The organism is Streptomyces sp. NPDC015220 (assembly GCF_043079345.1).
Classification (GTDB): Bacteria; Actinomycetota; Actinomycetes; order Streptomycetales; family Streptomycetaceae; genus Streptomyces.
In genome coordinates this window covers 1-25065 of sequence record NZ_JBIBUK010000003.1, presented here as the reverse complement: position 1 = coordinate 25065, position 25065 = coordinate 1, and the positions used below count along the sequence as shown (strand labels likewise).

The 25065-nt window shown below is 73.7% G+C and carries 17 protein-coding genes and 2 tRNA genes; 12 read left to right on the top strand and 7 right to left on the bottom strand.

The window, feature by feature from the left end; all coding sequences use genetic code 11:
* Positions 1-86: 86 nt before the first annotated feature.
* The 3 genes from ACF061_RS09250 to ACF061_RS09240 all read left to right on the top strand — a co-directional run bounded on the left by ACF061_RS09250 (position 87) and on the right by ACF061_RS09240 (position 3359).
* Positions 87-398: a hypothetical protein gene (locus tag ACF061_RS09250; RefSeq protein WP_392266211.1), complete on the top strand. Its 312-nt coding sequence runs from the start codon at positions 87-89 to the stop codon at positions 396-398.
* A gap of 339 nt (positions 399-737) precedes the next feature.
* Positions 738-1295, top strand: coding sequence for a SigE family RNA polymerase sigma factor (locus tag ACF061_RS09245; RefSeq protein ID WP_392266210.1), 558 nt, complete (start codon positions 738-740; stop codon positions 1293-1295).
* A 387-nt stretch (positions 1296-1682) separates the two neighbouring features.
* Positions 1683-3359, top strand: a complete 1677-nt coding sequence (locus tag ACF061_RS09240; protein ID WP_392266209.1) for a long-chain fatty acid--CoA ligase — start codon at positions 1683-1685, stop codon at positions 3357-3359.
* A gap of 168 nt (positions 3360-3527) precedes the next feature.
* Here ACF061_RS09240 and ACF061_RS09235 read toward each other — a convergent pair whose 3' ends face one another.
* Positions 3528-4817, bottom strand: a complete 1290-nt coding sequence (locus tag ACF061_RS09235) for an MFS transporter (RefSeq protein WP_392266208.1) — start codon at positions 4815-4817, stop codon at positions 3528-3530.
* 176 nt (positions 4818-4993) lie between these two features.
* Here ACF061_RS09235 and ACF061_RS09230 point away from each other — a divergent pair, with 176 nt between their 5' ends.
* Positions 4994-5572, top strand: a complete 579-nt coding sequence (locus tag ACF061_RS09230) for a TetR family transcriptional regulator (RefSeq protein WP_392266207.1) — start codon at positions 4994-4996, stop codon at positions 5570-5572.
* 59 nt (positions 5573-5631) lie between these two features.
* Here the strand turns inward: ACF061_RS09230 and ACF061_RS09225 are convergent, their stop codons facing one another.
* Both ACF061_RS09225 and ACF061_RS09220 read right to left on the bottom strand, forming a co-directional pair.
* Entirely contained in the window at positions 5632-10290 is a 4659-nt protein-coding gene (locus tag ACF061_RS09225) for a PAS domain-containing protein (protein ID WP_392266206.1), read from the bottom strand.
* Between the two features lie 341 nt (positions 10291-10631).
* Entirely contained in the window at positions 10632-11129 is a 498-nt protein-coding gene (locus tag ACF061_RS09220) for an SSI family serine proteinase inhibitor (protein ID WP_392266205.1), read from the bottom strand.
* Between the two features lie 173 nt (positions 11130-11302).
* Here ACF061_RS09220 and ACF061_RS09215 point away from each other — a divergent pair.
* Both ACF061_RS09215 and ACF061_RS09210 read left to right on the top strand, forming a co-directional pair.
* Positions 11303-11393, top strand: a tRNA-Ser gene (locus ACF061_RS09215).
* A gap of 278 nt (positions 11394-11671) precedes the next feature.
* Positions 11672-11744 (top strand) — tRNA-Arg (locus tag ACF061_RS09210).
* Positions 11745-12239: 495 nt separating this feature from the next.
* Here the strand turns inward: ACF061_RS09210 and ACF061_RS09205 are convergent.
* The 3 genes from ACF061_RS09205 to ACF061_RS09195 form a co-directional block, all read right to left on the bottom strand.
* Complete coding sequence (locus ACF061_RS09205) at positions 12240-13340, bottom strand: CU044_5270 family protein (RefSeq protein WP_392266204.1); 1101 nt, start codon at positions 13338-13340, stop codon at positions 12240-12242.
* Positions 13340-14005, bottom strand: coding sequence for an RNA polymerase sigma factor (locus tag ACF061_RS09200; RefSeq protein WP_392266203.1), 666 nt, complete (start codon positions 14003-14005; stop codon positions 13340-13342). The genes ACF061_RS09205 and ACF061_RS09200 overlap by 1 nt, the downstream gene beginning before the upstream one ends.
* A 388-nt stretch (positions 14006-14393) precedes the next feature.
* Entirely contained in the window at positions 14394-15143 is a 750-nt protein-coding gene (locus ACF061_RS09195; RefSeq protein ID WP_392266202.1) for a hypothetical protein, read from the bottom strand.
* Between the two features lie 611 nt (positions 15144-15754).
* Between ACF061_RS09195 and ACF061_RS09190 the strand changes: the two genes are divergently transcribed.
* The 5 genes from ACF061_RS09190 (at position 15755) to ACF061_RS09170 (ending at position 23284) form a co-directional block, all read left to right on the top strand.
* Positions 15755-16627 (top strand): DUF2797 domain-containing protein, encoded by an 873-nt coding sequence (locus tag ACF061_RS09190; RefSeq protein ID WP_392266201.1) that lies wholly within the window; start codon positions 15755-15757, stop codon positions 16625-16627.
* Between the two features lie 114 nt (positions 16628-16741).
* Positions 16742-17482: a response regulator transcription factor gene (locus ACF061_RS09185; RefSeq protein ID WP_392266200.1), complete on the top strand. Its 741-nt coding sequence runs from the start codon at positions 16742-16744 to the stop codon at positions 17480-17482.
* On the top strand, positions 17479-19179 hold the full coding sequence (locus ACF061_RS09180) for a sensor histidine kinase (RefSeq protein ID WP_392266199.1): 1701 nt from the start codon (positions 17479-17481) through the stop codon (positions 19177-19179). Before ACF061_RS09185 ends, ACF061_RS09180 begins: the two co-directional genes overlap by 4 nt.
* A 14-nt stretch (positions 19180-19193) precedes the next feature.
* Complete coding sequence (locus tag ACF061_RS09175; RefSeq protein WP_392266198.1) at positions 19194-20777, top strand: glycosyltransferase; 1584 nt, start codon at positions 19194-19196, stop codon at positions 20775-20777.
* A complete protein-coding gene (locus ACF061_RS09170) occupies positions 20774-23284 on the top strand; it encodes a glycosyltransferase family 39 protein (protein WP_392266197.1) in 2511 nt (836 codons plus the stop codon). The genes ACF061_RS09175 and ACF061_RS09170 overlap by 4 nt, the downstream gene beginning before the upstream one ends.
* A gap of 168 nt (positions 23285-23452) precedes the next feature.
* Here ACF061_RS09170 and ACF061_RS09165 read toward each other — a convergent pair whose 3' ends face one another.
* The gene (locus ACF061_RS09165) at positions 23453-23923 is read right to left on the bottom strand and encodes a PPOX class F420-dependent oxidoreductase (protein ID WP_392266196.1); all 471 of its coding nucleotides are present in this window, start codon (positions 23921-23923) and stop codon (positions 23453-23455) included.
* A 233-nt stretch (positions 23924-24156) separates the two neighbouring features.
* Here ACF061_RS09165 and ACF061_RS09160 point away from each other — a divergent pair, with 233 nt between their 5' ends.
* Positions 24157-24879 carry a GAF and ANTAR domain-containing protein gene (locus ACF061_RS09160; protein WP_392266195.1) on the top strand — a complete coding sequence of 241 codons (723 nt, stop codon included), beginning with the start codon at positions 24157-24159 and terminating at the stop codon, positions 24877-24879.
* Positions 24880-25065 lie beyond the last annotated feature (186 nt).

Here is a 25065-nt window from a genome sequence, read left to right as displayed (position 1 = left end):
CGGGGCCGCTCGCGGCACCGACCTCCGTGGCTTCACGTGCGGCCGGCAAGGCAGCCGGTCGTACCCCCTCTTACTGGAGGAGCAATATGGCAAGCATCCGTACCGCCCGCGTTCTCGCCGCCGTCACCGCCGTCCCTCTCGCCGCCGCCCTCTTCACCGGCGTCGCGGCCGCGGACAACGGCGGCTTCGCGGGCAACGGATCGAACGCGGGTGCCGCGAGCGTCGCCGGCAGCGGCGTCGGCCACGACAACAAGGGCAACTCGTCCACCACTCAGCAGCAGGCGGTCGGCGCCGGCGCCTCGAACCAGAGCAACACCGCTCAGGTCAACGGTTCGGCGTTCACGACCGTCCAGCAGGGCAACAGGAACGTCGCCGTCGACTTCTCCCCCCTCTGGTGAGCCGGGCGGGGCCGGCGCGCGTTGTGGGGACCGGCCGGCCCCGGACCTGGTGAATGTGCTTGTGGGGACGTGACACCCGACCGCGCGGCAGTGCTCAGGCACTGTCGCGCGGTCGTGCGAGGTGCTGGGTGGGGTGCCGTGCGGCACGTCGAGGGGCGCGGAGGGGAAGGGAAGTGTCGTGATCCCGCCCCGGCGTGCCCGGGAGAACCCGCAGTACCCGGCTCCCCCTCGTCCACCCTCAGGAGGTGGGGCCCGCCCTACCCCTACAACCTGAGGGGGACGCCGCTTAGGGACCTGCGGGCGATCCGCCCCGGGTGGTGCCGCTCCTAGCGTGGAGGCATGACCACACCCGTCTGCACCAACGCGTCGACCGCCGCCGTACCGGCGACGCACAGCGTGGTGTATCCGTCGTTCGCCTCGTACATGCGGGCACGCCAGCCGGTGCTGCTGCGTGCCGCACGGTCGCTGACCGCGAACCCGAGCGACGCGGAGGACCTGCTGCAGACCGCGCTCACCAAGACCTACGTCGCGTGGGAGCGGATCGAGGACCACCGGGCGCTGGACGGCTACGTCCGCCGCGCGCTGCTGAACACCCGTACCTCGCAGTGGCGCAAGCGCAAGGTGGAGGAGTTCGCCTGCGACGAACTGCCCGAGCCGGATCCCGCGCCCGGCGCGGCCGACCCGGCGGAGCAGCAGGCGCTGCGCGACGCCATGTGGCGGGCCATCGCGAAGCTGCCCGCCCGGCAGCGGGCGATGGTCGTCCTCAGGTACTACGAGGACCTTTCCGAGTCCCAGACGGCCGAGGTGCTCGGCGTGTCCGTGGGCACGGTGAAGTCGGCGGTCTCGCGGGCGCTCGGCAAACTGCGCGAGGACCCCGAGCTGGCGCTCACCCGCTGAGTCGGCGCCCGCCCGCTGAGTCGGCGCCTTCCGTACGGCGAGCCAGGGGCCGTCCGCACGCCGGCCGTCTTCCGCCCGTACCTCCACCGCACACGACGGGGCGAACAAGGCCGCCGGTCCGCACACGCAGCCCGCACCTCCACCGCTCACCGCGGAGTGAGCGATGAGCCGCCCGGACTGCGACAGATGCGCCGCCCGCGCGTCGACCGGGTGCCCGAAGGAGAGAGGAGCCGTCCGCCGCCCGCAGGCCGACCGGCCGCCGTCTCCCGCCGTCCGCCGTCCGCGCGACGACCGTGCGGAAGGTTACGTGATCGATCCCCCCGGTCCTAGTGACATACCGCGCGGTATGTGCGCAGAATCAGCGCAACCCCTACTACCGCGTAGGCAATGCCGCCCCGGGAGGACGCCGTGCTGAGCACCATGCAGGACGTACCGCTGACAGTCACCCGCATCCTCCAGCACGGAGCGCGGGTGCACGGGCGGTCCCAGATCGTCACCTGGACCGGTGAGGGCGAGCCGCAGCGGCGCAGCTTCGCCGAGGCGGGCACGCGCGCGGTACAGCTGGCGAACGCCCTCCGGGACGAACTCGGCGTCCGGGGCGACGACCGGGTCGCGACGCTGATGTGGAACAACGCCGAGCACGTCGAGGCGTACTTCGCGATCCCCGCCATGGGAGCGGTGCTGCACACGCTCAACCTCCGCCTGCCCGCCGATCAGCTGGCCTGGATCGTCAACCACGCGGCCGACCGCGTGATCATCCTCAACGGCTCCGTGATCCCCCTGCTCGCCCCGCTGCTGCCGCACCTGGAGACGGTCGAGCACATCGTCGTCTCCGGCCCCGGGGACCGCTCCCCGCTCCACGGCGCCCGGGCGCGGGTGCACGACTACGAGGAGCTGATCGCGGGCAGGCCCACCACCTACGACTGGCCCGAGCTGGACGAACGCCAGGCCGCCGCCATGTGCTACACCTCCGGCACCACGGGCGATCCCAAGGGCGTGGTCTACAGCCACCGTTCGATCTACCTGCACTCCATGCAGGTCAACATGGCCCAGTCCATGGGGCTGACCGACCAGGACACCTCGCTCGTGGTGGTTCCGCAGTTCCATGTCAACGCGTGGGGCCTGCCGCACGCCACGTTCATGACCGGTGTGAGCATGCTGATGCCGGACCGGTTCCTCCAGCCCGCCCCGCTCGCCGAGATGATCGAACGCGAGCGACCGACCCACGCCGCAGCCGTGCCCACCATCTGGCAGGGCCTGCTCGCCGAGCTGACCGTCCGCCCCCGGGACACCTCCTGCCTGACCCAGGTCAGCATCGGCGGATCGGCCTGTCCTCCCTCCCTCATGGAGGCCTTCGACGAGCTCGGCATGCGGGTCTACCACGCCTGGGGGATGACCGAGACCTCCCCCCTCGGCACGGTGGCCCGCCCGCCGGTGTACGCGGTCGGCACCGACGAGGAGTTCGCCTACCGCCTCACCCAGGGTCGCTTCCCGGCCGGTGTCGAGGCCCGCCTGACCGGCCCGGGCGGCGAACGCCTCCCCTGGGACGGCGAGTCGGCCGGCGAGCTGGAGGTGCGCGGGCCATGGATCGCCGGCGCCTACTACAACGGCCCCGACGCGGAACCGCTGCGCCCGGCCGACAGGTTCAGCGAGGACGGCTGGCTGAAGACCGGGGACGTGGGCACGATCAGCCCGGACGGCTTCCTCACCCTGACCGACCGCGCCAAGGACGTCATCAAGTCCGGTGGCGAGTGGATCTCCTCGGTCGACCTGGAGAACGCCCTGATGTCCCACCCGGACGTCGCGGAGGCCGCCGTCGTCGCCGTCCCCGACGACAAGTGGGGCGAGCGTCCGCTGGCCACCGTCGTCCTCAAGGAGGGCGCCACCGCCGGCTTCGAGGCCCTGCGCGCCTTCCTCGCGGAGGAGGGGAAGATCGCCCGGTGGCAGCTGCCGGAGCGCTGGACGATCATCGAGGCGGTGCCGAAGACCAGCGTCGGCAAGTTCGACAAGAAGGTGCTGCGCAGGCGGTACGCGGCCGGCGAGCTGGACGTCACCCGGTTCTGAGGGGAGCCGGTCACGCCCGGGATCCGGTTCCGGGCGTGACCCGGTTCCGGGCCTGATCCGGCTGTGGGTGCCGCCGGGTTCGGGGTATTTGTCGTCCGGACCTGGACGCCGGCGTTCCCGCCCCCGCTCCCGCGCCGAGGCGGCCGGACGAGGCCGCTCCCGTGGGCGTCACCGTCGTACGGCCGTCGCCGTCCAGCCCAGGACCAGCCACACCGCCGCCACCGCGCACACCCCGGACCAGCCCCAGTGGGCGAAGGCGGGGCCGGCCACCGAAGAGGCGAGGGCGGCGCCCGCGAAGCCGGAGACGACGTAGGCGGTGTTGGCGGTCGCCGGGGTGGAGGTGGTGGTCAGGGCGAGCGTCTGGTTGGCGACGTGGGAGGCGACCAGGGCCGCGTGGATCGCGACGGCGGCCACGGACAGTGCCGCCATCCGCTGCCCGCCCAGCCAGAACAGCGGCACCGACACGGCGGCCAGGACGTACGCGGACCGTACGACCTTGGCCGCGCCGAACCGGTCGACCAGGCCACCGGCGAGCGGGGCCACCGCGCCGGCGGCGAGTCCGAAGAGCCCGAACAGACCGGCGGTCGCCGTCGACAGGCCGTACGGCCGGTCCGTCAGCAGCAGCGCGAGCGAGGTCCACAGCGCGCTCCAGGCGCCGAACATGCCGGCCTGACGCAGGCACGCGCGCCACAGGTCGGGCGAGTGCCGGACGAGTCCGGGCAGCGCGACGACGCCGGACAGCAGGGGACCGGTGCCGCGGCGGCGCTCCGCCGGCAGGGCGGCCGCGGTCGCCAGCCCGAGCACGAGGGTCAGCGCCGCCGCTCCCGCGAACACCCAGCGCCAGCCGTACGCCTGGCCGACCAGTCCGCCGAGCACCCGGGCGGCGACGATGCCGGTGAACAGGCCCGCGATCACGGCGGCGACATGCCGGGCGCGGCGGTCGGCCCGGGCGCGCTCGGCGACCATCGGGACGAGCAGTTGCGGGACCACGGTCGTGGCGGAGGCGACGAACACGGCCACCGCGAGGGCGGCGGTGCCGGGCGCGGTCGCGGCGACGACGAGCGCCGCGACCGTCGCCAGGGACAACGCGGCCACCAGCGGGCGCCGGTTCACCCGGTCGCCGAGCGGGGCGAAGAACAGCAGGCCGGTGGCGTACCCGAACTGCGCCACCGAGGCGATCCAGGCCACGGCGGAGGGCGCCGAGCCGAAGTCGTGGGCGATGAGCGGGAGCAGCGGGGCCGCGAGGTAGATGTTGCCGGCGGTGACCGCGGTGCACAGGGCTATGAGGGCCAGGAAGGCAGTGGGACTCAGGCCGGTACGGCGGCCGGGAGGTTCGGGGAGGTGATCCCCGCGGGGGTCGGTGACCGTCCTGTCGGCGGGTTCGGTGGCGGTGACCGTCCCGGCGGTGTCGGCGAGGTCGGTGGCCGTGGCGGGTCCGGCGGTGGATGACGACTGCATGGGCTGCGGGCCTCCGATGCGTTCGTGGGTGTGTATGGGGAGGGGCGTGCGGGGGCCGGGTCCGCGGGCCGCGAGCACTGCCAACCAACTGGTTGGTTGAAGCGAGGAACAGTCTGCGGCGGCGATGCATTCCCTGTCAACCAAATGGTTGGTTGCTAGCGCGCTACCCTGTCCCCATGGCAGTGAGGGACCCCGAGGCCACCAAGGCCCGGATCTTCGAGGCGGCGGTCGCCGAGTTCGCCCGGCACGGGATCGCGGGCGCCCGGATCGACCGCATCGCGAGCGAGGCCAAGGCCAACAAACAGCTGATCTACGCCTACTTCGGCAACAAGGCGCAGCTGTTCTCCCACGTCCTGGGCCGCTGCATGGTCGATCTCGCGGCTGCCGTCCCGGTCGACGCGGACGACATCGAGGGCTGGGTCGACCGGCTGCTCGACTACCACGCGGCCCACCCCGAACTCCTGCGCCTGCTGTTCTGGGAGGGCATCGAGTACGGCGCCGCCGAGCTGCCCGACGAGGCCGAACGCCAGGACCACTACGGCCGCAAGGTCGCCGCGATCCAGGACGGCCAGGACCGGGGCGTCATCAGCGACGCGATCCCCGCCCGGGACTTGATGTTCCTGCTGGTCGCGCTGGCCGACTGGGCCGTCGTCGTCCCGCAGATCAAGCGCATCATGGTCGGCGCCGACGAGAGCGCCGAGGAACGGCTGCGGGCCTCCATCAAGTCGGCGGCCCGCAGACTCGTCTCGAAGTAGTCGCGAGTTGTCGCGTGCGCGGACCGGTCGAGCGGCTGCTCGGCCGGTCCGCCGACGGGTCAGTTGGTCCCGATGCGCGCCAGCAGGTCCACGATCCGTGTCTGCACCTCGGTGCTGGTGGACCGCTCCGCGAGGAACAGCACCGTCTCGCCGGAGGCCAGCCGCGGCAGGTCCGCATGGTCGACGGCGGCCGTGTAGACGACGAGCGGGGTGCGGTTGAGCTGCCCGTTCGCGCGCAGCCAGTCCAGGATCCCGGCCTGACGACGGTGCACCTGCATCAGGTCCATCACGACCAGGTTCGGCCGGAACTGCCCCGCGAGCGTCACCGCGTCGTTGTCACTCGCGGCCCGCGCCACCTGCATCCCGCGCCGTTCCAGCGTCGCGGTCAGGGCCAGCGCGATCTCCGTGTGCTCCTCCACCAGCAGGACCCGCGGGGGGTGCTGCTCGCTGTCGCGCGGCGCGAGCGCCTTCAGCAGTACGGCGGGATCGGCGCCGTAGGCCGCCTCGCGCGTCGCCTGCCCGAGCCCGGCCGTGACCAGGACCGGCACTTCCGCGGCGACCGCGGCCTGGCGCAACGACTGGAGCGCGGTGCGCGTGATCGGGCCGGTCAGCGGGTCGACGAACAGCGCGGCGGGGAAGGCCGCGATCTGTGCGTCCACCTCCTCGCGCGAGTGCACGATGACGGGCCGGTAGCCGCGGTCGCTCAGCGCCTGCTGGGTGGTCATGTCGGGGGCCGGCCAGACGAGCAGCCGGCGCGGGTTGTCCAACGGCTCCGGAGGCAGTTCGTCGTCCATCGGCCTGGGCCGCGGGGTGTCCGCGACCTCGACCGCGCCGCCCGGACCGTCCAGTGGCTCGGGGCCCTCGGCGGCGTTCTCGTCCGGGGCGCCAATGGCGTACGACCGCCCGACGCCCTCGGTGCCCGGTGCGAGCCGGGGCTGCCCGGTCGGCTCCGGCGACGGCTGCGGCTGTGTCCGCTGCTGCGGTGGTACGGGCTGCGCGGGAGTCTGCTCGGCCGGCGGGTGCGGGCGGGCGTCCTGCTCCGGCCGCTGCTCCGGGCGCGCGGCGGCCGGGTCCGGCGGCGTTCCCAGCTTGCGGCGGCGGCCGGAACCGCCGGCCGCGTGCGGGGGCGGCGTCGCCGAGGGCTGCTGCACCTGTGCGGCCTGGCGGCTGAACGGCACGCCCTGTCCGAGCGTGCGCACGCTGATCGCCCGGCCCTGCGTCGAGTTCGGGTCGACCGGCACGGCGGCCTCGGCGGGCAGCGGCTGAGCCGCCCGCGCGTCGGCGCCGCCGACCGTGGCCGGCCCGGCTGCCGGACCGCCCTGCTCGGGTGGGAGCGGGGTACCGGCGGAGGGGGTGCCGAGGGCGGGCGTACCGGCGGCGGGGGTGCCGTGCGGCGGCGTGCCAGGAGCCTGGGCCGTACCTGATCCGGGGGCCTGTGCGGGGACCGCGCCGGGGGTCCGGGCGGGGCCGGCCGGCTGCGGGGGCGCTGCCGGGGCCGGGGGCACGGGGGCGCCCGGCGGCAGCGGAGCACCGGCCGGGCCCGCCGGGGCCACTGGAGCACCGGGCGCGGCAGGCGCCGCGGCATCGCCCGGCGGTACGGGTACGGCACGGCTGTCCGGCGGCACGGGTACGCCCGCGCCGGAAGTGCCGTCGGCGCCGGGCCAGGGCTGCGCGGCCGGAAGACCGGCGGCCGGAGTCGCCTGCGCGGGGACGCCCTGGGCCGGGCCGGCGGGCGCCGGGGCGCCGGGCGTCCCGGCGCCCTGCGCGGACTCGGCCGGGAGCGGCCGGCCGGCGACCGCCTGGTCGGGAGTGGCCGGAGCGGCCGGAGCGGCCGGCGGCTGGGCGGGAACGCGGGCGGGGGGCTGCTCCGGCATCTGGGGCCGGCTGCCCGGCTGCCCGGGAGCCGTCGGAGGAACGGCCTGTCGGGGCGCCGGCGCACCGGGAACCGTTCGTCCCGCGACGCCGGGCGCCTGCTGTCCGCCCTGCTCGGGCAGGACGGAACCGCCCGGCGCCGGGATCCCCCGGCCGGCCGTTCCCTGTGGGGGGACACCGGCAGCGGGCAGCGCGTCCGGCGCCGCCGCTTCCGGCGGCTGGGCCACCGCCCGCCGCCGGCGACCGGTCGGCGAGCTCGTGGGGTGCGGCTGCGGCGGAGTGTGGTCGTCGGCCTGGTCGTGCGGTACGGCGTCGTGCCGCCCCCCGCCCGGGGCGGCGCCCTGGGCCGGAACCCGGACCTGCGGGGCCTGTGCGCCCTCGTCCGCGGGCGAGGGCCGGTCCGCCTCGGCGGGCGGCAGGGCGAAGACGGTACGCGGAGCCGCCTCCTGCGCGGCGGCACGCTCGGTCGCGGCCGCCAGGGCACGCCGGCGGCGCCCGGTCGGCTGCGCCGGCGCGGCGGGGGAGGCCGCGGGGTCCGCATCGGCCGCCGCCGCATCGGCTGCCGCCGGGAGTGCCGGGGGCAGCGCGTGGGGCTCGCCGGTCTCACGGCGGGCCCGTCGTCCCGTGGGCACGGGCACGCCCTGCGGCGGCACCGCGCCGCCCAGGCCGGAACCCGACGCCGCCGTCCCCGCGGCGTGCTCGGCCGCCGTCACCACGGCGCCCTCGGCGACCGACCCGTCCTCGGCGGGCCGTCCGCGCCGCCGTCCCGTACCGCCGGACACCTCGACGCCCGGAGCCGGACCCACGGCCGCGACGCCCGGAGCCGGACCCACGGCCGCGACGCCCGGAGCCGGACCCACGGCCGCGACGCCCGGAGCCGGACCCACGGCCGCGTCCCCGGCCGCGCCCTGGGCCGGGATCGCCGCCGGGCCCCCGGCCGCACGCCGCCTGCGCCGCCCGGTCGGCGTCGTCGGGGTGTCGTCGGTAATGGAGTCGCCCTCCGCGTCGCCCTCCAGGAACGCGTCCGTGGAGGACCGCCGGGCCCGCCGCCGGCCGCCGGCCGGGGCCTGCGCGGTCAGCGCGACCTCCGCGGACACCGGAGTGCCGTCGCCCGGTCCCGCGTCCACGGCGGCGGGCGCCGGATCCTGGGTGTACTCCGGGGCGTGGTCGGCGGCGACGGCACCGGCTCCGCCGCCGATGGGCACCTCGAGGACGTACGCGCTGCCGCTCATCCCGGGGACCTCGTGGGTCTGCAGCACGCCGCCGTGCGCCCGGACGATCCCGCGCACGATCGGCTCGTGCACCGGGTCTCCCCCGGCGTACGGCCCGCGCACCTCGATCCGAACCACCGCGCCGCGCTGCGCGGCCGCCACCACGACGGTGTTGTCCATGTAACCGCCCGTCGACACGGGCGCGTTGCCGGTGGCGTCCACGCCCGCCACGTCCGCGACGAGGTGCGCGAGCGCGGTGGCCAGGCGCCGCGGGTCGACCTCGGCCTCGATGGGCGGCGCGTGCACGGCGAACTGCACCCGGCCGGGCCCGACGAGCTCGACGGCCCCGTCGATCCCGGCGGCGACGACCGCGTCGAGCATCACCTTGGTACGGGTGATGTCCTCGCTGCCGACGTCGAGGCGCTGGTAGCCGAGGACGTTGTCGATGAGGGTGGTGATCCGCGAGTAGCCGGCGGACAGGTGGTGCAGGACCTGGTTGGCCTCGGGCCACAGCTGGCCGGCGTCGTCGGCGGCGAGGGCGGCCAGTTCCCGGCGCAGTTCGTCGAGGGGCCCGCGCAGGGAGTCGCCCAGCAGGGTCAGCAACTGCTCGTGCCGGGCGGCGAGTGCCTCGTAACGGTCCTTCTCGCGCTCGCCGAGCGCGGCGTACCGGTCCTCGTTCGCGGCGAGTTCCTCCGCGTGCCGTTCGGCGAGCTCCTCGGTCTCGGTGACGTGTCGCTGGCGCAGGGCGGTGAGCTCGGAGGCGTGCTCCTCGGCCAGCCGTTCGAGCTCCGCCGCGTGCCGCTCCTCGGCGGCGGCCTTCTCGTCCACGAGGGCGTCGAACGGACGCCGGTCGGTGAAGGTCATCACCGCGCCGACGAGCTGGTCACCGTCCCGGACGGGCGCGGTGGTCAGGTCGACGGGCACCTTGTCCTCGGCCTTGGACCACAGCACCTGCCCGCGCACCCGGTGCTTGCGCCCGGAGCGCAGGGTGTCGGCGAGCGGCGACTCGTCGTACGGGAAGGGCGAGCCGTCGGCGCGCGAGTGGAGTACCAAGGTGTGCAGTTCCCGGCCGCCGAGCTCGCCGGCCCGGTAGCCCAGGATCTGGGCGGCGGCGGGGTTGACGAGCACGATCCGCCCGTCGGTGTCGGTGCCCACGACACCCTCGGAGGCGGCCCGCAGGATCATCTCGGTCTGCCGCTGCGAACGGGCCAGTTCGGCCTCGGTGTCGACGGTGCCGGACAGGTCGCGGACGACCAGCATCAGCAGTTCGTCACCGGTGTAGCCGGAGGCGTCGTAGGCCTGCTGGCCGTTCTGCAGATTCGCGCTAGTGACCTCGACCGGGAACTCTGTGCCGTCGGTCCGCCGGGCGACCATCCGGGTCGGCTTGGTCCGCCCGAGCGGGTCGATGTGGTCCGGCCGGCGCATGGAGCCGGGGATGAGCTTGGAGTCGAACTGCGGCAGCAGGTCGAGCAGTCCCCGCCCCACCAGTGCCGTCCCCGGGGTCTCGAACGCCTCCAGGGCGATGGTGTTGGCGTTGACGACCGTCCCGTTGGCGTTGACCAGCACCAATGCGTCGGGCAGCGCGTCGAGTATGGCAGCGAGGCGAGCAGCGCCTCGGGATGGCCTGCTGCTCACGAGACGCTTCCTCCCTGTTACCGCACCTTGCCCACCGCGGGGGCCATCTTGCCAACCGGCCCGCGGCGTGTCACGCGAGGGAGTCTAAGCGCTGAGGTTGCGCCCGCGATGCCGGATGAGAGGGAGGTCGCACGACGAGGTGACGATCCGCCCGTGACCACGCGGTTCCGCTTCGCGGCCCCGTCGCCGGCTCTTCGCCCGGCCTTCGCACGGCCTTGGCACGACCTTTACGGACTCCGGGCCCGGGCGTTTCACGGACTCCGGGCCCGGCGCTTCACCGACTCCGGGCCCGCGCGCTCAACGGACTCCGGGCCCGCACGGTCCGGGCGTCCCGGGAGAGCTCAGGAGCCGAGGCCGGGCAGGAGCGGCACGAGGCGGTCCCAGCGGTCGATCTCGCAGCCGTTGGCGCGGCTGTACGAGGCGTCGACCGGGCGTCCCGCCCAGGTGCCGGTGACCCGGGCGGTGGCCGGGCCGCCGTACTCCAGGGTGCAGACGCTGCCGTCCGGCACCGGTGCGAAGGAGTCCCGGCCCCAGCGGGTGCCGCGGTCGAGCACACCGCAGGCGCCGCGCACATCCGGGTGACTGCCGCCGCCGGGGTGGCAGTACAGCTCGTGCGTCCCGTCCCGGTCGCCGCCCGCGTGCCGCACGGTGACGGTGAGGTGGTCGCCGGACCGGTCCTCGTCACGGGCCGGCGGCGGCGCGGCGGCGGAGGCCGCGGCGGTACCGGCGAGCAGCGCCGTGAGCGCGGCGGCGGAGACGGAAGCGCCGAGGAGGAGCCGGCGCGTGGACCGGAGCGCGGCGGGGCGCCGGGGGGAGGACGGGGAGCTGACCTGCATCATGCCCGGACCAACGCGGCGGCTCCCGGGAGGTTGCGCCACGTCCGACACCGAGGGCCCAGGGCTTTGCCCTGGGCCCCGCCCGCCTAGTACCGTGGGTGGCGATTGGTGGCACGCCGGTTGTCTGTGTCATCATCTGCACGCACCACTCGCGCGCTCGCGGGAGAGGTTGTGCTGGAGGCGTCGCCTAGTCCGGTCTATGGCGCCGCACTGCTAATGCGGTTTGGGCCTTAAAGCCCATCGAGGGTTCAAATCCCTCCGCCTCCGCGCGTGATCACGAAGCCCCGGTCCATCGGACCGGGGCTTCGTCGTCGTCGGTCGTGACTTCGTCGTCGCCCCCTCGGCCGGGACGTCGTCGTTTTCCGGTCTCCAGGCCCCGCCCCGGAGCCTCGCCATCGACCCCCGCTTCTGCGCCCCGGACGCGTTTTCGCAGGTCACAAGGGGTTTGGGGAATGGATTTCACATGACGGCGGCAGTCATGTAATGTTCTTCCTGTCGCCGCGAGCGGGCCGAAAGGACCGGGAGCGAAGACGAAAACAGAACAAGCACTCGTAGCTTAACGGATAGAGCATCTGACTACGGATCAGAAGGTTGCAGGTTCGAATCCTGCCGAGTGCACACAGTTCAGAAGCCCCGCCGGTTCAACCGGCGGGGCTTCTGGCATCAGCGGGTGACGCCAGCGCACACGTTGGGCAGTCGGACGACGTGAAGGCATCCGATGACAAGATCTTGTCCAGATCCTCGCCCGGCGCGTCGTCCATCCGATCCGCGACCGCGCGCAGCCTCGTCCCCGTTGCATGCGCGTAGGTGCCCAGCGTCGTCGTGATCGTGCTGTGCCCCGGTGTCCCGTGATCGTCCGCGCGGCGGCCTCCTGAGCCGGCAGCGGCGACGCGCGGGTGTGGCGCAGGTCGTGGAAGCGGACCTCGCGGACGCCGGACCGGACGCGCAGCGTCCTCGAAGGAGCTGCTCGGGTTGCGCGGCCCGGAGGGGGGGGCCGTTCCTCGCAGTGGGGACGAGGCCGCGCCCCGTCACCTGTGCTCGGCGCGCCTGGCGGGGGCGGAGAGCGACCGGTGCCGGGGCGCGCGGCCACGCCCCGGCGGCTCCCCGTCGGGATCAGGTCGTCGTCGACGACTTACCGGCCGACGACTTACCGGCCGACGGCTTCTCGCGGAGGGCGTTGACGACCGCGCGCTCCAGGACCGCCGACTCGTTGATCAGGGTGCCCTTCTTGCCCATGGAGGTGTCCCTGCTGAGGTAGCTCCGTTCGCCCAGGTACTCCAGGGTGGTCGAGTCGAAGATCCAGGTGGTGCGGTCACCGGTGCGGGTGTTGTCGCGGGCCACGCCGATCCCGTGCCGGCCGGCCGCGTCCACCGCGTCGGCGTCCACGGTCACGCCGGGGATCTTCGCCGCGGCCTTGTAGAAGGCCGCCGCGGTCTTCGGCGGCATCACCGTCTCCCGCAGCAGCTCACCGATGGTGTCAAAGGTGTCCTGGGCCTGGTTCCGGTCCGCGGCCGGGGTGTCGCGCTCGTCCTGGTCCCGGGTGATCTCGGTGGTGAGCCGTCGGAGCAGGGCGTCGGGGTCGGTGGGCAGGGAGGCCAGCCACTTGTACGTCGGCCGGCTGAGGCCTGCCGGGTAGCCGACGGCGGGCTCGCCGTCCGGGACGCCGACCTCGATCGGGTAGTACGAGCCGTCCTGGTGGATCAGGCCGACATCGATCACCGGTCCTGCCTTCTGCGACATCCAGACCTCACGCTCGCGGGGCCCGGTCAGCTTCACCGGGCCGCCGAACTTGCCCTCGTTCTCGGCCTGCAGTGTCTTGACGTACACGAACTGGTCATCGGCGACCTTCTGTTCGTCCTGCTTCGCGGCGACCGAGGCGATCCGGTCGAGCAGCACGGCCGCGCCACGCGGGGCCGTGGCCTGGGAACGCGTGCCCGCGGCGGACGGTGCCGGGGCGCTGTCCCGGCCGGTGGCGGCGAGCGTGGTCAGCAGCACCCCGCCCAGGGCCAGTCCGGCGGCGGGCAGCAGAACGGCGGGGCGCAGGAGCCGGGGGCGGGTGGGGGCGCGGTCGCCGTCCTGGTCGATCAGACGCATCAGGGTGTCCTTGTGGTGGAGGTGACGACCAGGGGGCAGGTCCCGTTCGGCCGGGGCCGGCAGCAGCCGGGCCAGTTCCTCGCGTTCGGCCCGCTCGGGGCCGGAGGGACGGTCGTTCATCAGGCTTCCTCCTGGATGGGCAGGGCCACGAACGCGGCCCTGCTCTCTACCTCTCCGCGGCCGGGGCGGGGTTCCCTCCCGGACCGGACCGGTTCTCCGGGGCGGGTTTCCCGCGCGGACCCGCCCGGCGTCCGGCCGAGTTCCTCGTCGGTGAGCCGGCGCAGCCGGGTACGGGCACGGGACAGCCGCGACCGCACGGTGCCCACCGGGACGCCCAGGGCCTCGGCGGCCTCGGCGTAGTCCAGCCCGGACCAGACGCAGAGGGCCAGCACCTCGAGTTCCGGGCGGCGGAGTTCTCCCAGCGCCTGCCGGACCGCGGCGAGCCGCCGCGCGTCGTCGACGCGTCCGGCCGTGGCGTCCGCGATGTCCGCCACCAGTTCCGGGGAGGGGCGGCGGGCCAGGAAGGCCAGGCGCCGCCTGATACCGCGGTTGCTGTTGCGTGCCTTGTTGGTGGCGATCCCGAGCAACCACGGCCGCAGCGAGCCGCCCTCCGGGTCGATGGCGTGACGGGTGCGCCAGGCCGCCAGGAAAGTCTCGGACAGCACCTCCTCGGCCGTCGACCAGTCGCCCGACAGCCGGTAGGCGTGGTTGTAGACCTCCCGCGCGTATTCCTCGTAGAGCGCGGTGAACGCCTCGTGGTCGCCCGCACTGATCCGTGCGCGCATGCGCTCCCGATCTCCCTGTTCATCACATCTCACACCCCCTACCTCTCCGACCGGGCCGAGGAGTTCCCGTGACCCGCGCCACACCATGAGACCGCGAGTCGCGCGCTCGACGAGCCAGGAGCGGGTCGCCGGGGCCGCGACGGGCGCTGACAGTCAGTGGCAGCGTCATATGTGACGGCAGTTCTGACGGCGACGACAGCACATGGACACGGCTGATCACGGGCCCTGGCTGACGCGGTCGCCGTACTCCGCTGCTGTACGACCTCGAAACGATCAGAGGCCCCGGATCTCTCCGGGGCCTCTGATCTGTGCGCGCTCGGCGGGATTCGAACCCGCGACCTTCTGATCCGCGGGGCCGGCAGCACGGTGGGAGGAAAAACCTCCCGGTCTAGAAGCCGCTGGCCGAGTAGCAGCTGACGGTTCCGCCGATGTACGTGTCCGCCGAGTTGCTGGGGTCTTCGTCGAGGTGCACGGCGAAGGGAGCGCCGGTGAGGTTGGCCGACAGGGTGACGTAGGTGTCGAAGGGCAGGAGCTTGCTGGCCGCCGGGGCGTTGGTCTGGAGGACCTTCACGCGGCGCGAGCCCGTGAAACCGTGGATGCGGCCCATCCTGAGGCTGGTGGAGCGGCAGGTGGTGTTGCGAGTGGTCGCGAAGAGGTCCATGGCGTCGTCCGTGGTGATCTTCGCGTCGTAGGCCAGGAGCCGGTTGCCGACACCGATGGTGCCGGACGAGTACTTCTTCGGGAAGAACTTGCTGATGCTGATGTTGCTGTAGGCGTAGAGCCAGTGACCGCGGTACGTGAGGGTCTGGTTCTTGGAGTTCAGGACGAGGATGCGGTAGCCCCACCTGCCCTGGGTCGGGGCGGTGGTGGTCACGGAACCCTTGCCGTTGACGGCCTTCAGGGTGTTGATCGTCTTGTAGGTGTGGCTGCTGCCCGTTTCGCGTCGGAGCTCGACATGGCTGCCCTTGGGCAGGTTGGCGAGCGAGTAGTTGATCGTCACCTTCGAGCTCGCGTCGACTCGCGCGCCCTTGCCGAAGGCGAAATTGACGCTGGGGGTGGTCGCCGCGTCAGCGGCCGGGGCCGCGAGGACGGGAAGCAGTGTGGCGGCGGCAAGCGCCAGACCCGTACGGAACCGCACGATTCTCCCTGTGGTGAATGTGTGTAGCTTGTGAGTAGATCTCGTAAGTAGATCTTGAAGGCGAAGTGAATCAAAGGCTTCTGTGGTTCGGCAATGCTCCGCATCCGGAGCAGTTGGCATGTCGGGTTCCAGCGGGACGTGTGCGCTCGAAGCGCGTGGCGGAAGAGGCTGCCCGACCCCGCGGCCCGGAGGGGCGAAGGTGCGGAGCCTGCCGAGTGCACACGGGCCGGAGGCCCCGGAGCGAGCCGGGGCCTCCGGCATCTCAGAAGGTGTACGGCGGTGAAGTACGGCTACCGCGTCAACCGGTACCGCCCATCGCGTCGGACGGCGTGACGATCGCGGCCCGCGCCGTGGACGGGGACGGGCGGGCGAGGGTGGTTCCGCGGCTCACCGCTGATGATGTCCCGGGCGCCGTCCTCGGGCGAAGCCGGCGCGAAGACCGGCCGACGGCGAACGGCGGACCGGCTCCGCGTGCCGCCGCGTCCCGAAGCCGTCCGCGTTCCGAGGCTGCCCGCGCCCCCGAGACCGTCCGTTCGCCGGAGGCCCTCCGTTCGCCGGAGGCCGTCCGCCCGCCGGGACGTTGTCAGCGGCGGCTCGTAGGCTCGGGAGAGATGACACGGGTATGGCGGTGTTCGGGGCTGCGGTGGTCGGCGGACGGCCCGGTGCTGAGGTGGGAGGGCGGGCGGTCGAGCGCGCTGCCGTGGGGGAAGCGGGTGTCCTTCGGGGTCGCCGAGGGGGGAGTGCGGACCTGTGTGGGAGCGCGGGGGCACGCCTGTCCGGCCCGGACCGCCGTGCCGGGGCGGAGCACGGGGGCGCGGTGCGAGGAGTGCGCGCGGCTGGACCGGGCCCACTCGGTGGCCGCCGACACGATCGCGGACGATCCACGGCCGTACCACGTGTATCTGGCGTGGTTCGGGCCCGGCCTGACCAAGGTGGGGATCACGGCCGTCGAGCGGGGGTCCGCACGGCTGCTGGAACAGGGCGCCGTCTGCTTCAGCTGGCTCGGCGCCGGGCCGCTGATGGCCGCACGCCGCACCGAGGAACTGCTGCGCGCCGCGCTCGGCGTCCCCGACCGGATCCCGTACGCGCACAAGCGGGTCGTACGGTCAGCGCTGCCGGCGAGTCCGGTGGAGCGGGCCGCCGAGATCCGGGAGCTGCACGCCCGGGCCGCCGCGCTTCCCGGCTGGCCGGAGTCGCTGGCGAAGGCGCCGTGCCGGCCCGTCGATCACACGGCCGCGTTCGGACTGGACGGGACGGCGGCGGCCGTCGGCGAGGTGAGCCGGCTGGTCGCGGGCGGGGACGTGAGCGGTGAGCTGGTCGCCGCCGCCGGGCCGGACCTGCACCTGGCGGCCGCGGGCGGAGCCGTCGTGCTCGACACACGGCTCATGGCCGGCTGGGGGCTCGGCCCGGCGGGGAGCGCCGGGATCACGGTGCCGGTGAGGGAGTTCGGGGAGGCGGCGGGGGTGCAGGACGGGCTGTTCTGACCGTCACCGCCCATGCGCTTGCAGGGTGTTGCCTGAGAGAAGCCTGTGCGTTTCTCAGGGAAATCACAGATTCGTGAAAGCGTGCTCTCAGAGCGTGCCGACATGGTGTGGACCATGACCACGACCTCGCCCCAGGGGCGCACCGAACTGCTGAGGCCGGACGGGAGCCCCGTCCGGGTGCTTGTGGTGGACGACGAGCTGTCGATCACCGAACTGCTGTCCATGGCCCTGCGATACGAGGGCTGGCAGATACGCAGTGCGGCAGACGGGCAGGGCGCCGTGCAGACCGCGCGCGAGTTCCGGCCGGACGCCGTCGTCCTCGACATGATGCTGCCCGACATGGACGGACTCGCCGTCCTCGGACGGCTGCGCCGGGAGCTCCCCGACGTGCCCGTCCTGTTCCTGACCGCCAAGGACGCCGTCGAGGACAGGATCGCCGGGCTCACCGCGGGCGGCGACGACTACGTGACCAAGCCGTTCAGCCTGGAGGAGGTCGTCGCCCGGCTGCGCGGGCTCATCCGGCGCTCGGGCGCCGCCGACCGGCGGTCCGACTCCGTGCTCGTCGTCGGCGACCTCACCCTGGACGAGGACAGTCACGAGGTGTCGCGCGGCGGCGACAACATCCACCTCACCGCCACCGAGTTCGAGCTGCTGAGGTTCCTCATGCGCAACCCACGGCGCGTGCTCAGCAAGGCGCAGATCCTGGACCGCGTCTGGTCGTACGACTTCGGCGGACAGGCCAACGTCGTCGAGCTCTACATCTCCTATCTGCGACGCAAGATCGACGCCGGGCGGGAGCCGATGATCCACACCCGGCGCGGCGCCGGTTACCTGATCAAGCCCGCGACGTCATGAGCGGGCGGCGGCGGACGCGGACGCAGCGGCGAGCGACCAAACCGCGCACGCTGCGGACGCGGCTCGTCGTCGCGTCCGTGGTGCTGATCGCCGTGGTGTGCGCGGTGATCGGCACGGTGACGACGCTGGCACTGCGGTCCCACCTGTACCAGCAGCTCGGCGGCCAGCTCGACGAGGTCGCGTCCCGCGCGTCCGGCCGGTTCGGCCCCCCGGGACAGCCCGGCAAGGACGCGGCCGCCGGCCCGTACCGGGAGCTCGCGCGGATCAAACTCACCGACTTCGTGACCAAGGGGCCGCAGCCGAGCGGCACGACGATCGCGGCCAGGGTGGAGGACGGGCGGATCACCGAAGCCCGGCGCGGCCAGAAGTCCCAGTCCGACTTCCAGATGAGCGCCAAGGAACTGACCGGGGACCAGCTGGCCGCACTCGCCTCCGTCCGGCAGGCCGACGGGGCCCGGGAGACCGTCGACCTCCCCGGTCTGGGACGGTACTTCGCCGAGTACCGGTCGGGCCCCAACGGCAGTTACTACGTCGCCGTCCCGACCAGCGGTGTGGACGGCACCGTGAACACGCTCATCCTGGTCGAGGCCAGCGTCACCGCCGCCGGCCTGACAGCCGCCTTCCTGGCCGGCTCCGTTCTCGTCGGGGTCGCCACCCGCCCGCTCCGCCGCGTCGCCGCCACCGCCACCCGGGTCTCCGAGCTTCCCCTGCACACCGGCGAGGTGAACCTCCCGGAACGCGTCCCGGAGTCGGAGACCGACCCGCACACCGAGGTCGGCCAGGTCGGCGCGGCGCTCAACCGCATGCTCGACCACGTCCACGGCGCCCTGCACGCCCGGCAGCGGAGCGAGACGCGGGTACGGCAGTTCGTCGCGGACGCCAGTCACGAACTGCGCACGCCGCTCGCCTCCATCCGCGGGTACGCCGAGCTCACCCGGCGCGGGCGCGAGCAGGTCGGCCCGGACACCCGGCACGCGCTGGGCCGGATCGAGTCCGAGGCCGGGCGGATGACCCTGCTCGTGGAGGACCTGCTGCTGCTGGCCCGGCTGGACGCGGGCCGGCCGCTGCGGTTCGAGCACACCGATCTCGTACCGCTCGTCGTGGACACCGTCAGCGACGCGCGGGCGGCCGGGCGGGACCACAACTGGCGGCTCGACCTGCCCGACGAACCCGCTCCCGTGTCGGCGGACGCGGCACGGCTGCAACAGGTGCTCGTCAACCTCCTGGCCAACGCCCGGACGCACACACCGCCCGGCACCACCGTCACCGCACGCGTGCAGCGGCGCGGCCCGTGGCTGTGCGTGGACGTCGAGGACGACGGGCAGGGCATCCCGGCGGAGTTGCTGCCACACGTGTTCGAACGCTTCGCCCGGGGCGACTCGGCCCGCTCCCGCGCCACCGGCTCGACGGGGCTCGGACTCGCCATCGTGCAGGCCGTGGCGACCGCGCACGGCGGCGCCGTCACCGTCGAGAGCGTGCCCGGCCGGACCGTGTTCACCGTCCACCTGCCCGCGCTCCACCCGGCGGCGCCCCTCCCTGCCCAGGCCCCGGCGCCCGTTCCCGTCCAGGCCCCGGCGCCCGCCCCGGACGCGGCTGCCGTCCCCGCCCCGGCACCGGTCCTCGCCCGGCATCCGGCCGCACCCGCGCACTCACAGGCCCGGCACAGCGTCACCACACGGACGAGACAGGGCCGTTGAGAAAAGTCGGTGTCATGCGAACCGACTCTTCTCCCGGCACCCTGCCGACGCGGGAGCACCTCCCGGCCGGCGACGCCGGTACGCCTGTCCTGGACGTAGTGGTACCCGTCTACAACGAGGAGAAGGACCTCCGGCCCTGCGTGCTCAGGCTGCACGAGCACCTCACACGCACCTTCCCGTACGCGTTCCGCATCACGATCGCGGACAACGCGTCCACGGACAGCACCCCGGAGGTGGCCGCGCGGCTGGCGGCGGAGATACCCGAGGTCGACAACTTCCGGCTGGAGCAGAAGGGCCGGGGCCGCGCCCTGCGGACCGTGTGGTCGGCCTCCGGGGCGCCGATCCTCGCCTACATGGACGTGGATCTGTCGACCGACCTCAACGCGCTGCTGCCGCTGGTGGCGCCGCTGATCTCCGGCCACTCCGACCTGGCCATCGGCTCGCGTCTCGCCCGCAGCTCGCGCGTGGTGCGCGGAGCCAAGCGGGAGTTCATCTCCCGCACCTACAACCTCATCCTGCGCGGCTCGCTCCAGGCCCGCTTCTCCGACGCGCAGTGCGGCTTCAAGGCGATCCGGCGGGACGTCGCCCAGGTGCTGCTGCCGCTGGTGGAGGACACCGGCTGGTTCTTCGACACCGAGATGCTGGTGCTCGCCGAGCGGGCGGGCCTGCGCATCCACGAGGTGCCGGTCGACTGGGTCGACGACCCGGACTCCACGGTGCACATCGTGCGGACGGCGACCGAGGACCTCAAGGGGGTGTGGCGGGTGGGCAAGGCCCTGGCCACCGGCTCGCTGCCCCTGGACCGGCTCACCCGCCCCTTCGGCGACGACCCCCGGGACCGCGAGATCCAGGACGTGCCCGGCGGGCTGGCCCGCCAGCTGGTCGGGTTCTGCGTCGTCGGCGTCCTGTCCACCCTCTTCTACCTGCTGCTCTACAGCCTCTTCCGGCAGTTCGCCGGTTCCCAGGCCGCCAACGCGCTCGCCCTGCTGCTCTCGGCGGTCGCCAACACCGCCGCCAACCGGAGGCTGACCTTCGGCGTGCGAGGCCGCGGCGGCGCCGTCCGGCACCAGGCGCAGGGCCTGGTCGTCTTCGCCATCGGCCTCGCCCTGACCAGTGGCTCGCTGGCCGCCCTGAGCGCGGCGACCAGCAGCCCGGCGCACTCCACCGAGCTCGCGGTGCTGATCGCCGCCAACCTCGCGGCCACCGTGCTGCGCTTCCTGCTCTTCCGGGCCTGGGTCTTCCCGGACCGCCAGGACCAGCCGTCCACCGAGGCGTCCGGCCCGTCGCGCCCGTCCGCGCCGTCGCCGGCGTACGCCTCCGGCGGCCCGTTCCCGGGCCCCGGCACCCTGCCGCAGCAGCCGACGGCGCCCCGCGCCCCGTACGACGACGCCACCGCACGCGACACCACCGTGTACCGGGGACCGGCGGGCGCCGGCTGCGTCCACGCCGGCTCCTTCCAGGGCGACTCCGCACTCGACGGCTCCGCTCACCACGGCTCGCCGTCGCGTGCCGACGGCGCCGCGCAGACCAGGGGGGACGCGACCGTGCGGGTGCAGCCGACGCGTCCCGACGACACCGATCCGAGGGACCTCCGATGACCACTGAGCACGACCGGACGAGCCGACGGGAAGCCGCGGGGCCCTCGTCCTGGGGACCGCCCCGGACCGCTCCCCCGGCGGCCACCATGACCCCGTCCTTCCCGGACACGCCCCCGTCCTCCCCGGACACGCCCTCGTCCTCCCCGGACACGCCCACGGTCTCCTCCCCGGACACGCACCCGCCCGCGCCCGCTGCGGCGCCGACGGTCACGCGCCCGTCCGCGGCTTCCGTGCCTCCCGTACCTCACGAGCCGCCGCGGACCGAGGTCGCCGACCCGCCGGCGCATTGCCCCGCCCCCGCCCCCGTGCCGGGAGCCGGTGAGCCGAAGGAGCCCCTCGCCCGCCGACTGTGGCGCGGCCGGCCCGGGGACCCGCGCTGGGCCCGCCCCGCCTTCCTCGCCCTGCTGCTCGCCACCGGCCTGCTCTACCTCTACGACCTGAGCGCCTCGGGTTACGCCAACTCCTTCTACTCGGCGGCCGTCCAGGCGGGCAGCACGTCCTGGAAGGCGTTCTTCTTCGGCTCGCTGGACGCGGGCAACGCCATCACCGTCGACAAGCCCCCGGCCTCGCTGTGGCCGATGGCGCTCTCGGTACGGATCTTCGGACTGAACTCGTGGGCGATCCTCGTCCCCGAGGTGATCATGGCCGTCCTCACGGTCGGCGTGGTGTACGCGGCCGTGCGCCGACGGTTCAGCCCCGCGGCCGGTCTGATCGCCGGCGCGGTGCTGGCGCTGACGCCCGTCGCCGCGCTGATGTTCCGCTTCAACAACCCGGACGCGCTGCTCGCGCTGCTGATGGCGCTCACCGTCCTCTTCGTGGTCCGCGGCCTGGAGGACGGCCGTACCAAGTGGCTGCTGTGGGCGGGTGTCGCGGTCGGCTTCGCCTTTCTGACGAAGACCCTCCAGGCCTTCCTGATCCTTCCCGCGCTCGCCGTGGTGTACGGGGTCTGCGCGCCCGTCCGGCTGAGGAAGCGGCTGGTCCAGCTCGCGCTCGCGACGGCGGCGATCGTCGTCTCCGGCGGCTGGTGGGTGGCGGTAGCCGAGCTGTGGCCGGCCTCCTCGCGGCCGTACATCGGCGGCTCGCAGAGCAACAGCTTCCTCGAACTGACCTTCGGCTACAACGGCCTCGGCCGGATCAACGGCGACGAGACCGGCAGCGTGGGCGGCGGTGGCGGCCCGGGCGGCGGCACGGGCCGCTGGGGCGAGACCGGCTGGGACCGGATGTTCAACTCCGAGATCGGCGGCCAGGTCTCCTGGCTGCTCCCGGCCGCGCTGATCCTGCTGGTCGCCGGGCTCGTCCTGACCAGGAGGGCCAGCCGCACCGACCTCGTCCGCGGGTCCTTCCTCGCCTGGGGCGGTTCGCTGGTGATGACCGCGGCCGTCTTCAGCTACATGGCGGGCATCTTCCACCAGTACTACACGGTGGCCCTCGCGCCCTACATCGCCGCCGTCGTCGGCATGGGCGTGACCGTCCTGTGGGAGGAGCGGTCCAGGCTGTGGGCGTCGCTCACCCTGGCCGGCGCCGTCACGGCGACCGCGGCCTGGGGCTACGTCCTGCTCCACCGCACCCCCTCCTACCTGCCCTGGCTGAAGTGGCTGGTCCTGGTCGGCGGACTCACCGCGGCCCTCGGCCTGATCTTCTCCGCCCGGCTGGGCCGCCGGCTCGCGCTCGCCGCGGTGGCGGTGGCCGCCGTGGCCTGCCTGGCCGGTCCCACCGCGTACACGCTGAGCACGGTGGACTCCGCGCACACGGGCTCCATCCCGACGGCCGGTCCGGCGGGCGCGAGCACGATGGGCTTCGGCGGCCGGGGCGGCTTCCCCGGCGGGCGCGGCATGCGCGGCGGCTTCGGCGGCGGCATGCCGGGCCAGAACGGCCAGGGTCAGCAGAACGGCCAGGGGCAGCAGAACGGCCAGGGGCAGCAGAACGGCCAGGGGCAGCAGAACGGCAACGGCTCCCCGGGAGGCGGCACGGGCAACGGCTTCCCGGGCGGCGGCACCGGTGGCTTCCCCGGCGGGGGCATGCCCGGCCAGAACGGCCAGGGGCAGCAGAACGGCCAGAACGGCCAGAACGGCGGCGCCGGCTTCCCCGGCGGCGGCCGGATGGGCGAGGTCGGCCGGACGGGTGGCATGGGCGGTCTGCTGGACGGCGCCCAGGTCGGTGCGGCGGCCAAGAAGCTGCTGGAGCAGGACGCGTCCGAGTACACCTGGGTCGCCGCGTCCATCGGCTCCCAGAACGCGGCCAGTTACCAGCTCGCCACCGGCGACCCGGTGATGGCGATCGGCGGCTTCAACGGCACCGACCCCTCGCCGACCCTGGCCCAGTTCAAGAAGTACGTCGCCGAGGGGAGGATCCACTACTTCGTCGCGGGCGGCGGGATGGGAGGCGGCATGGGCGGCAGCGGCAACGGCACCGCCGCGCAGATCACCTCTTGGGTGGAGAAGAACTTCAAGGAGGTGACGGCCGGTTCGGCCACCTTCTACGACCTCACCCGGCAGAGCGCCGGCTGAGGCCCGGCGAAGTACGGCGCGGGACGTCGCAGGCGGTGGCCCGTCGGGCCACCGCCTCGGCGCGGTCCGGGCAGGCCCGGCCGCCGTCCCCGCGAGTCGCCCGCGCACCGGACCCTCGTACCGGACCCGCGCGCCGCGGCCGTCGGGACGACGGCGCCCGGAGGGCGGCTACTCGCCGCTCACCAGCCGCGCGGGGAACCCGCCCGTCGCCACCGGCCCCCATCGCTCCGGCGTGATCCGGATGACCGACTTGCCCTGCCTGAGCATGGCCGACCGGTACTCGTCCCAGTCGGGGTGCTCGCCGGAGATGTTGCGGTAGTACTCGACGAGCGGCTCGACGGACTCCGGTGCGTCGACGACCTCGGCGGCGCCGTCGACCTGCACCCAGGGACCGTTCCACTCGTCGCTCAGCACGACCACGCTCACCCGCGCGTCCCGCTTGGCGTTGCGGGTCTTGGCCCGCTCCGGGTAGGTGGAGACCACGATCCGTCCGGAGTCGTCCACGCCGCAGGTCAGCGGCGAGGCCTGCGGGCTGCCGTCGGAGCGCCGGGTCAGCAGCAGGGCACGGTGGCGGGGCCGTACGAAGTCCAGCAGTTCGTCCAGCGAGACACGGGTGTTGGTCGCGATGTTCGGTGCCATGCCGCCCACCCTAGGCCCGACCGGGAGCCGGCGGCAGCAGTGAAGGCGGTCCCCGCCGTGCCTACCACCGCGCGGGTCACCCAAGGGTCTCGTCCGGCGTCGGTGCGCGGGCTGGAGGCCGACCGTCCACCAGGCGGGAAACCGGGAGGAGGGACGAGATAAGGTTCTGTTCGTCCTGTGCTCGCAGTCGGGAATGTGCTGCGGAGCTCTCCTGCGCACGGCCATGGCCGTGCATGCCGAAGAGGTTCGTGGTGCCTGCGTCCGACTTTTCTGAATTGCCCCATTTTTCGGGGAACATCGAGCTGGCCGAAGCCCTGACGATGGCGGCTCGGCAACTGCACGACACGGACACCCCCGACAAGACCATGCACGCCGCCGTCCGGCTCGCCGTGCGTCTGCTGCCGGGCGCCGAGCACGCGGGCATCTCGGTGGTCGAACGCGACGGCCGCCGCCGTACCGTCGCCTGGACCGACGAGGTCGTACGCACCGCCGAGGGATCGGGCGCCGACCGTGCGCAGGCGCCGTACTGGGACCGGCTGTGGCACGCGCCCGTGGTGCGCGTCGCGGACAGCGAGCAGGAGGACGGTGGCGGGCCGCTGGCCGAGGCGGGGCTGCGGTCGGCACTGGCGCTGCGGCTGCGCGCCGAGAAACGGCGGCTGACGGTGCTCACCGCCTACGCCGGCAAGCCGCGCGCCTTCGACCCCGACGCCACCCGGATAGGCCGGCTGTTCACCGCGCACGTGAGCCTCGCCCTGGACTCGGCCACGGTGCGCGAGCAGCTCACCGAGGCCATGCGCACCCGGGACCTGATCGGCCAGGCCACCGGCATCCTCATGGAGCGGCTGGACATCGACGCGGCGCAGGCCTTCGACAGCCTGGTGCGCGCCTCGCAGCGGGAGAACGTCAAGCTGCGCGACCTCGCCCGCCGGATCGTCGACGCGAAGAACGCCACCTGACGGCGAGGGCGGGCCCGCGGGGTACGCGAGCCCGCCCGATGAGCGGTGGCGGCGGACGCCGTGCGAGGACGGCCGCCCGGCCGGAGAGGGATCAGGCGGCCGGGAGTGTGGTGCCCTGGACGGCCTGGATGTCGAGTTCGATCTTGAGTGTGGTGCCGATGGCGGCGATGCCGGCCTGGAGGACCT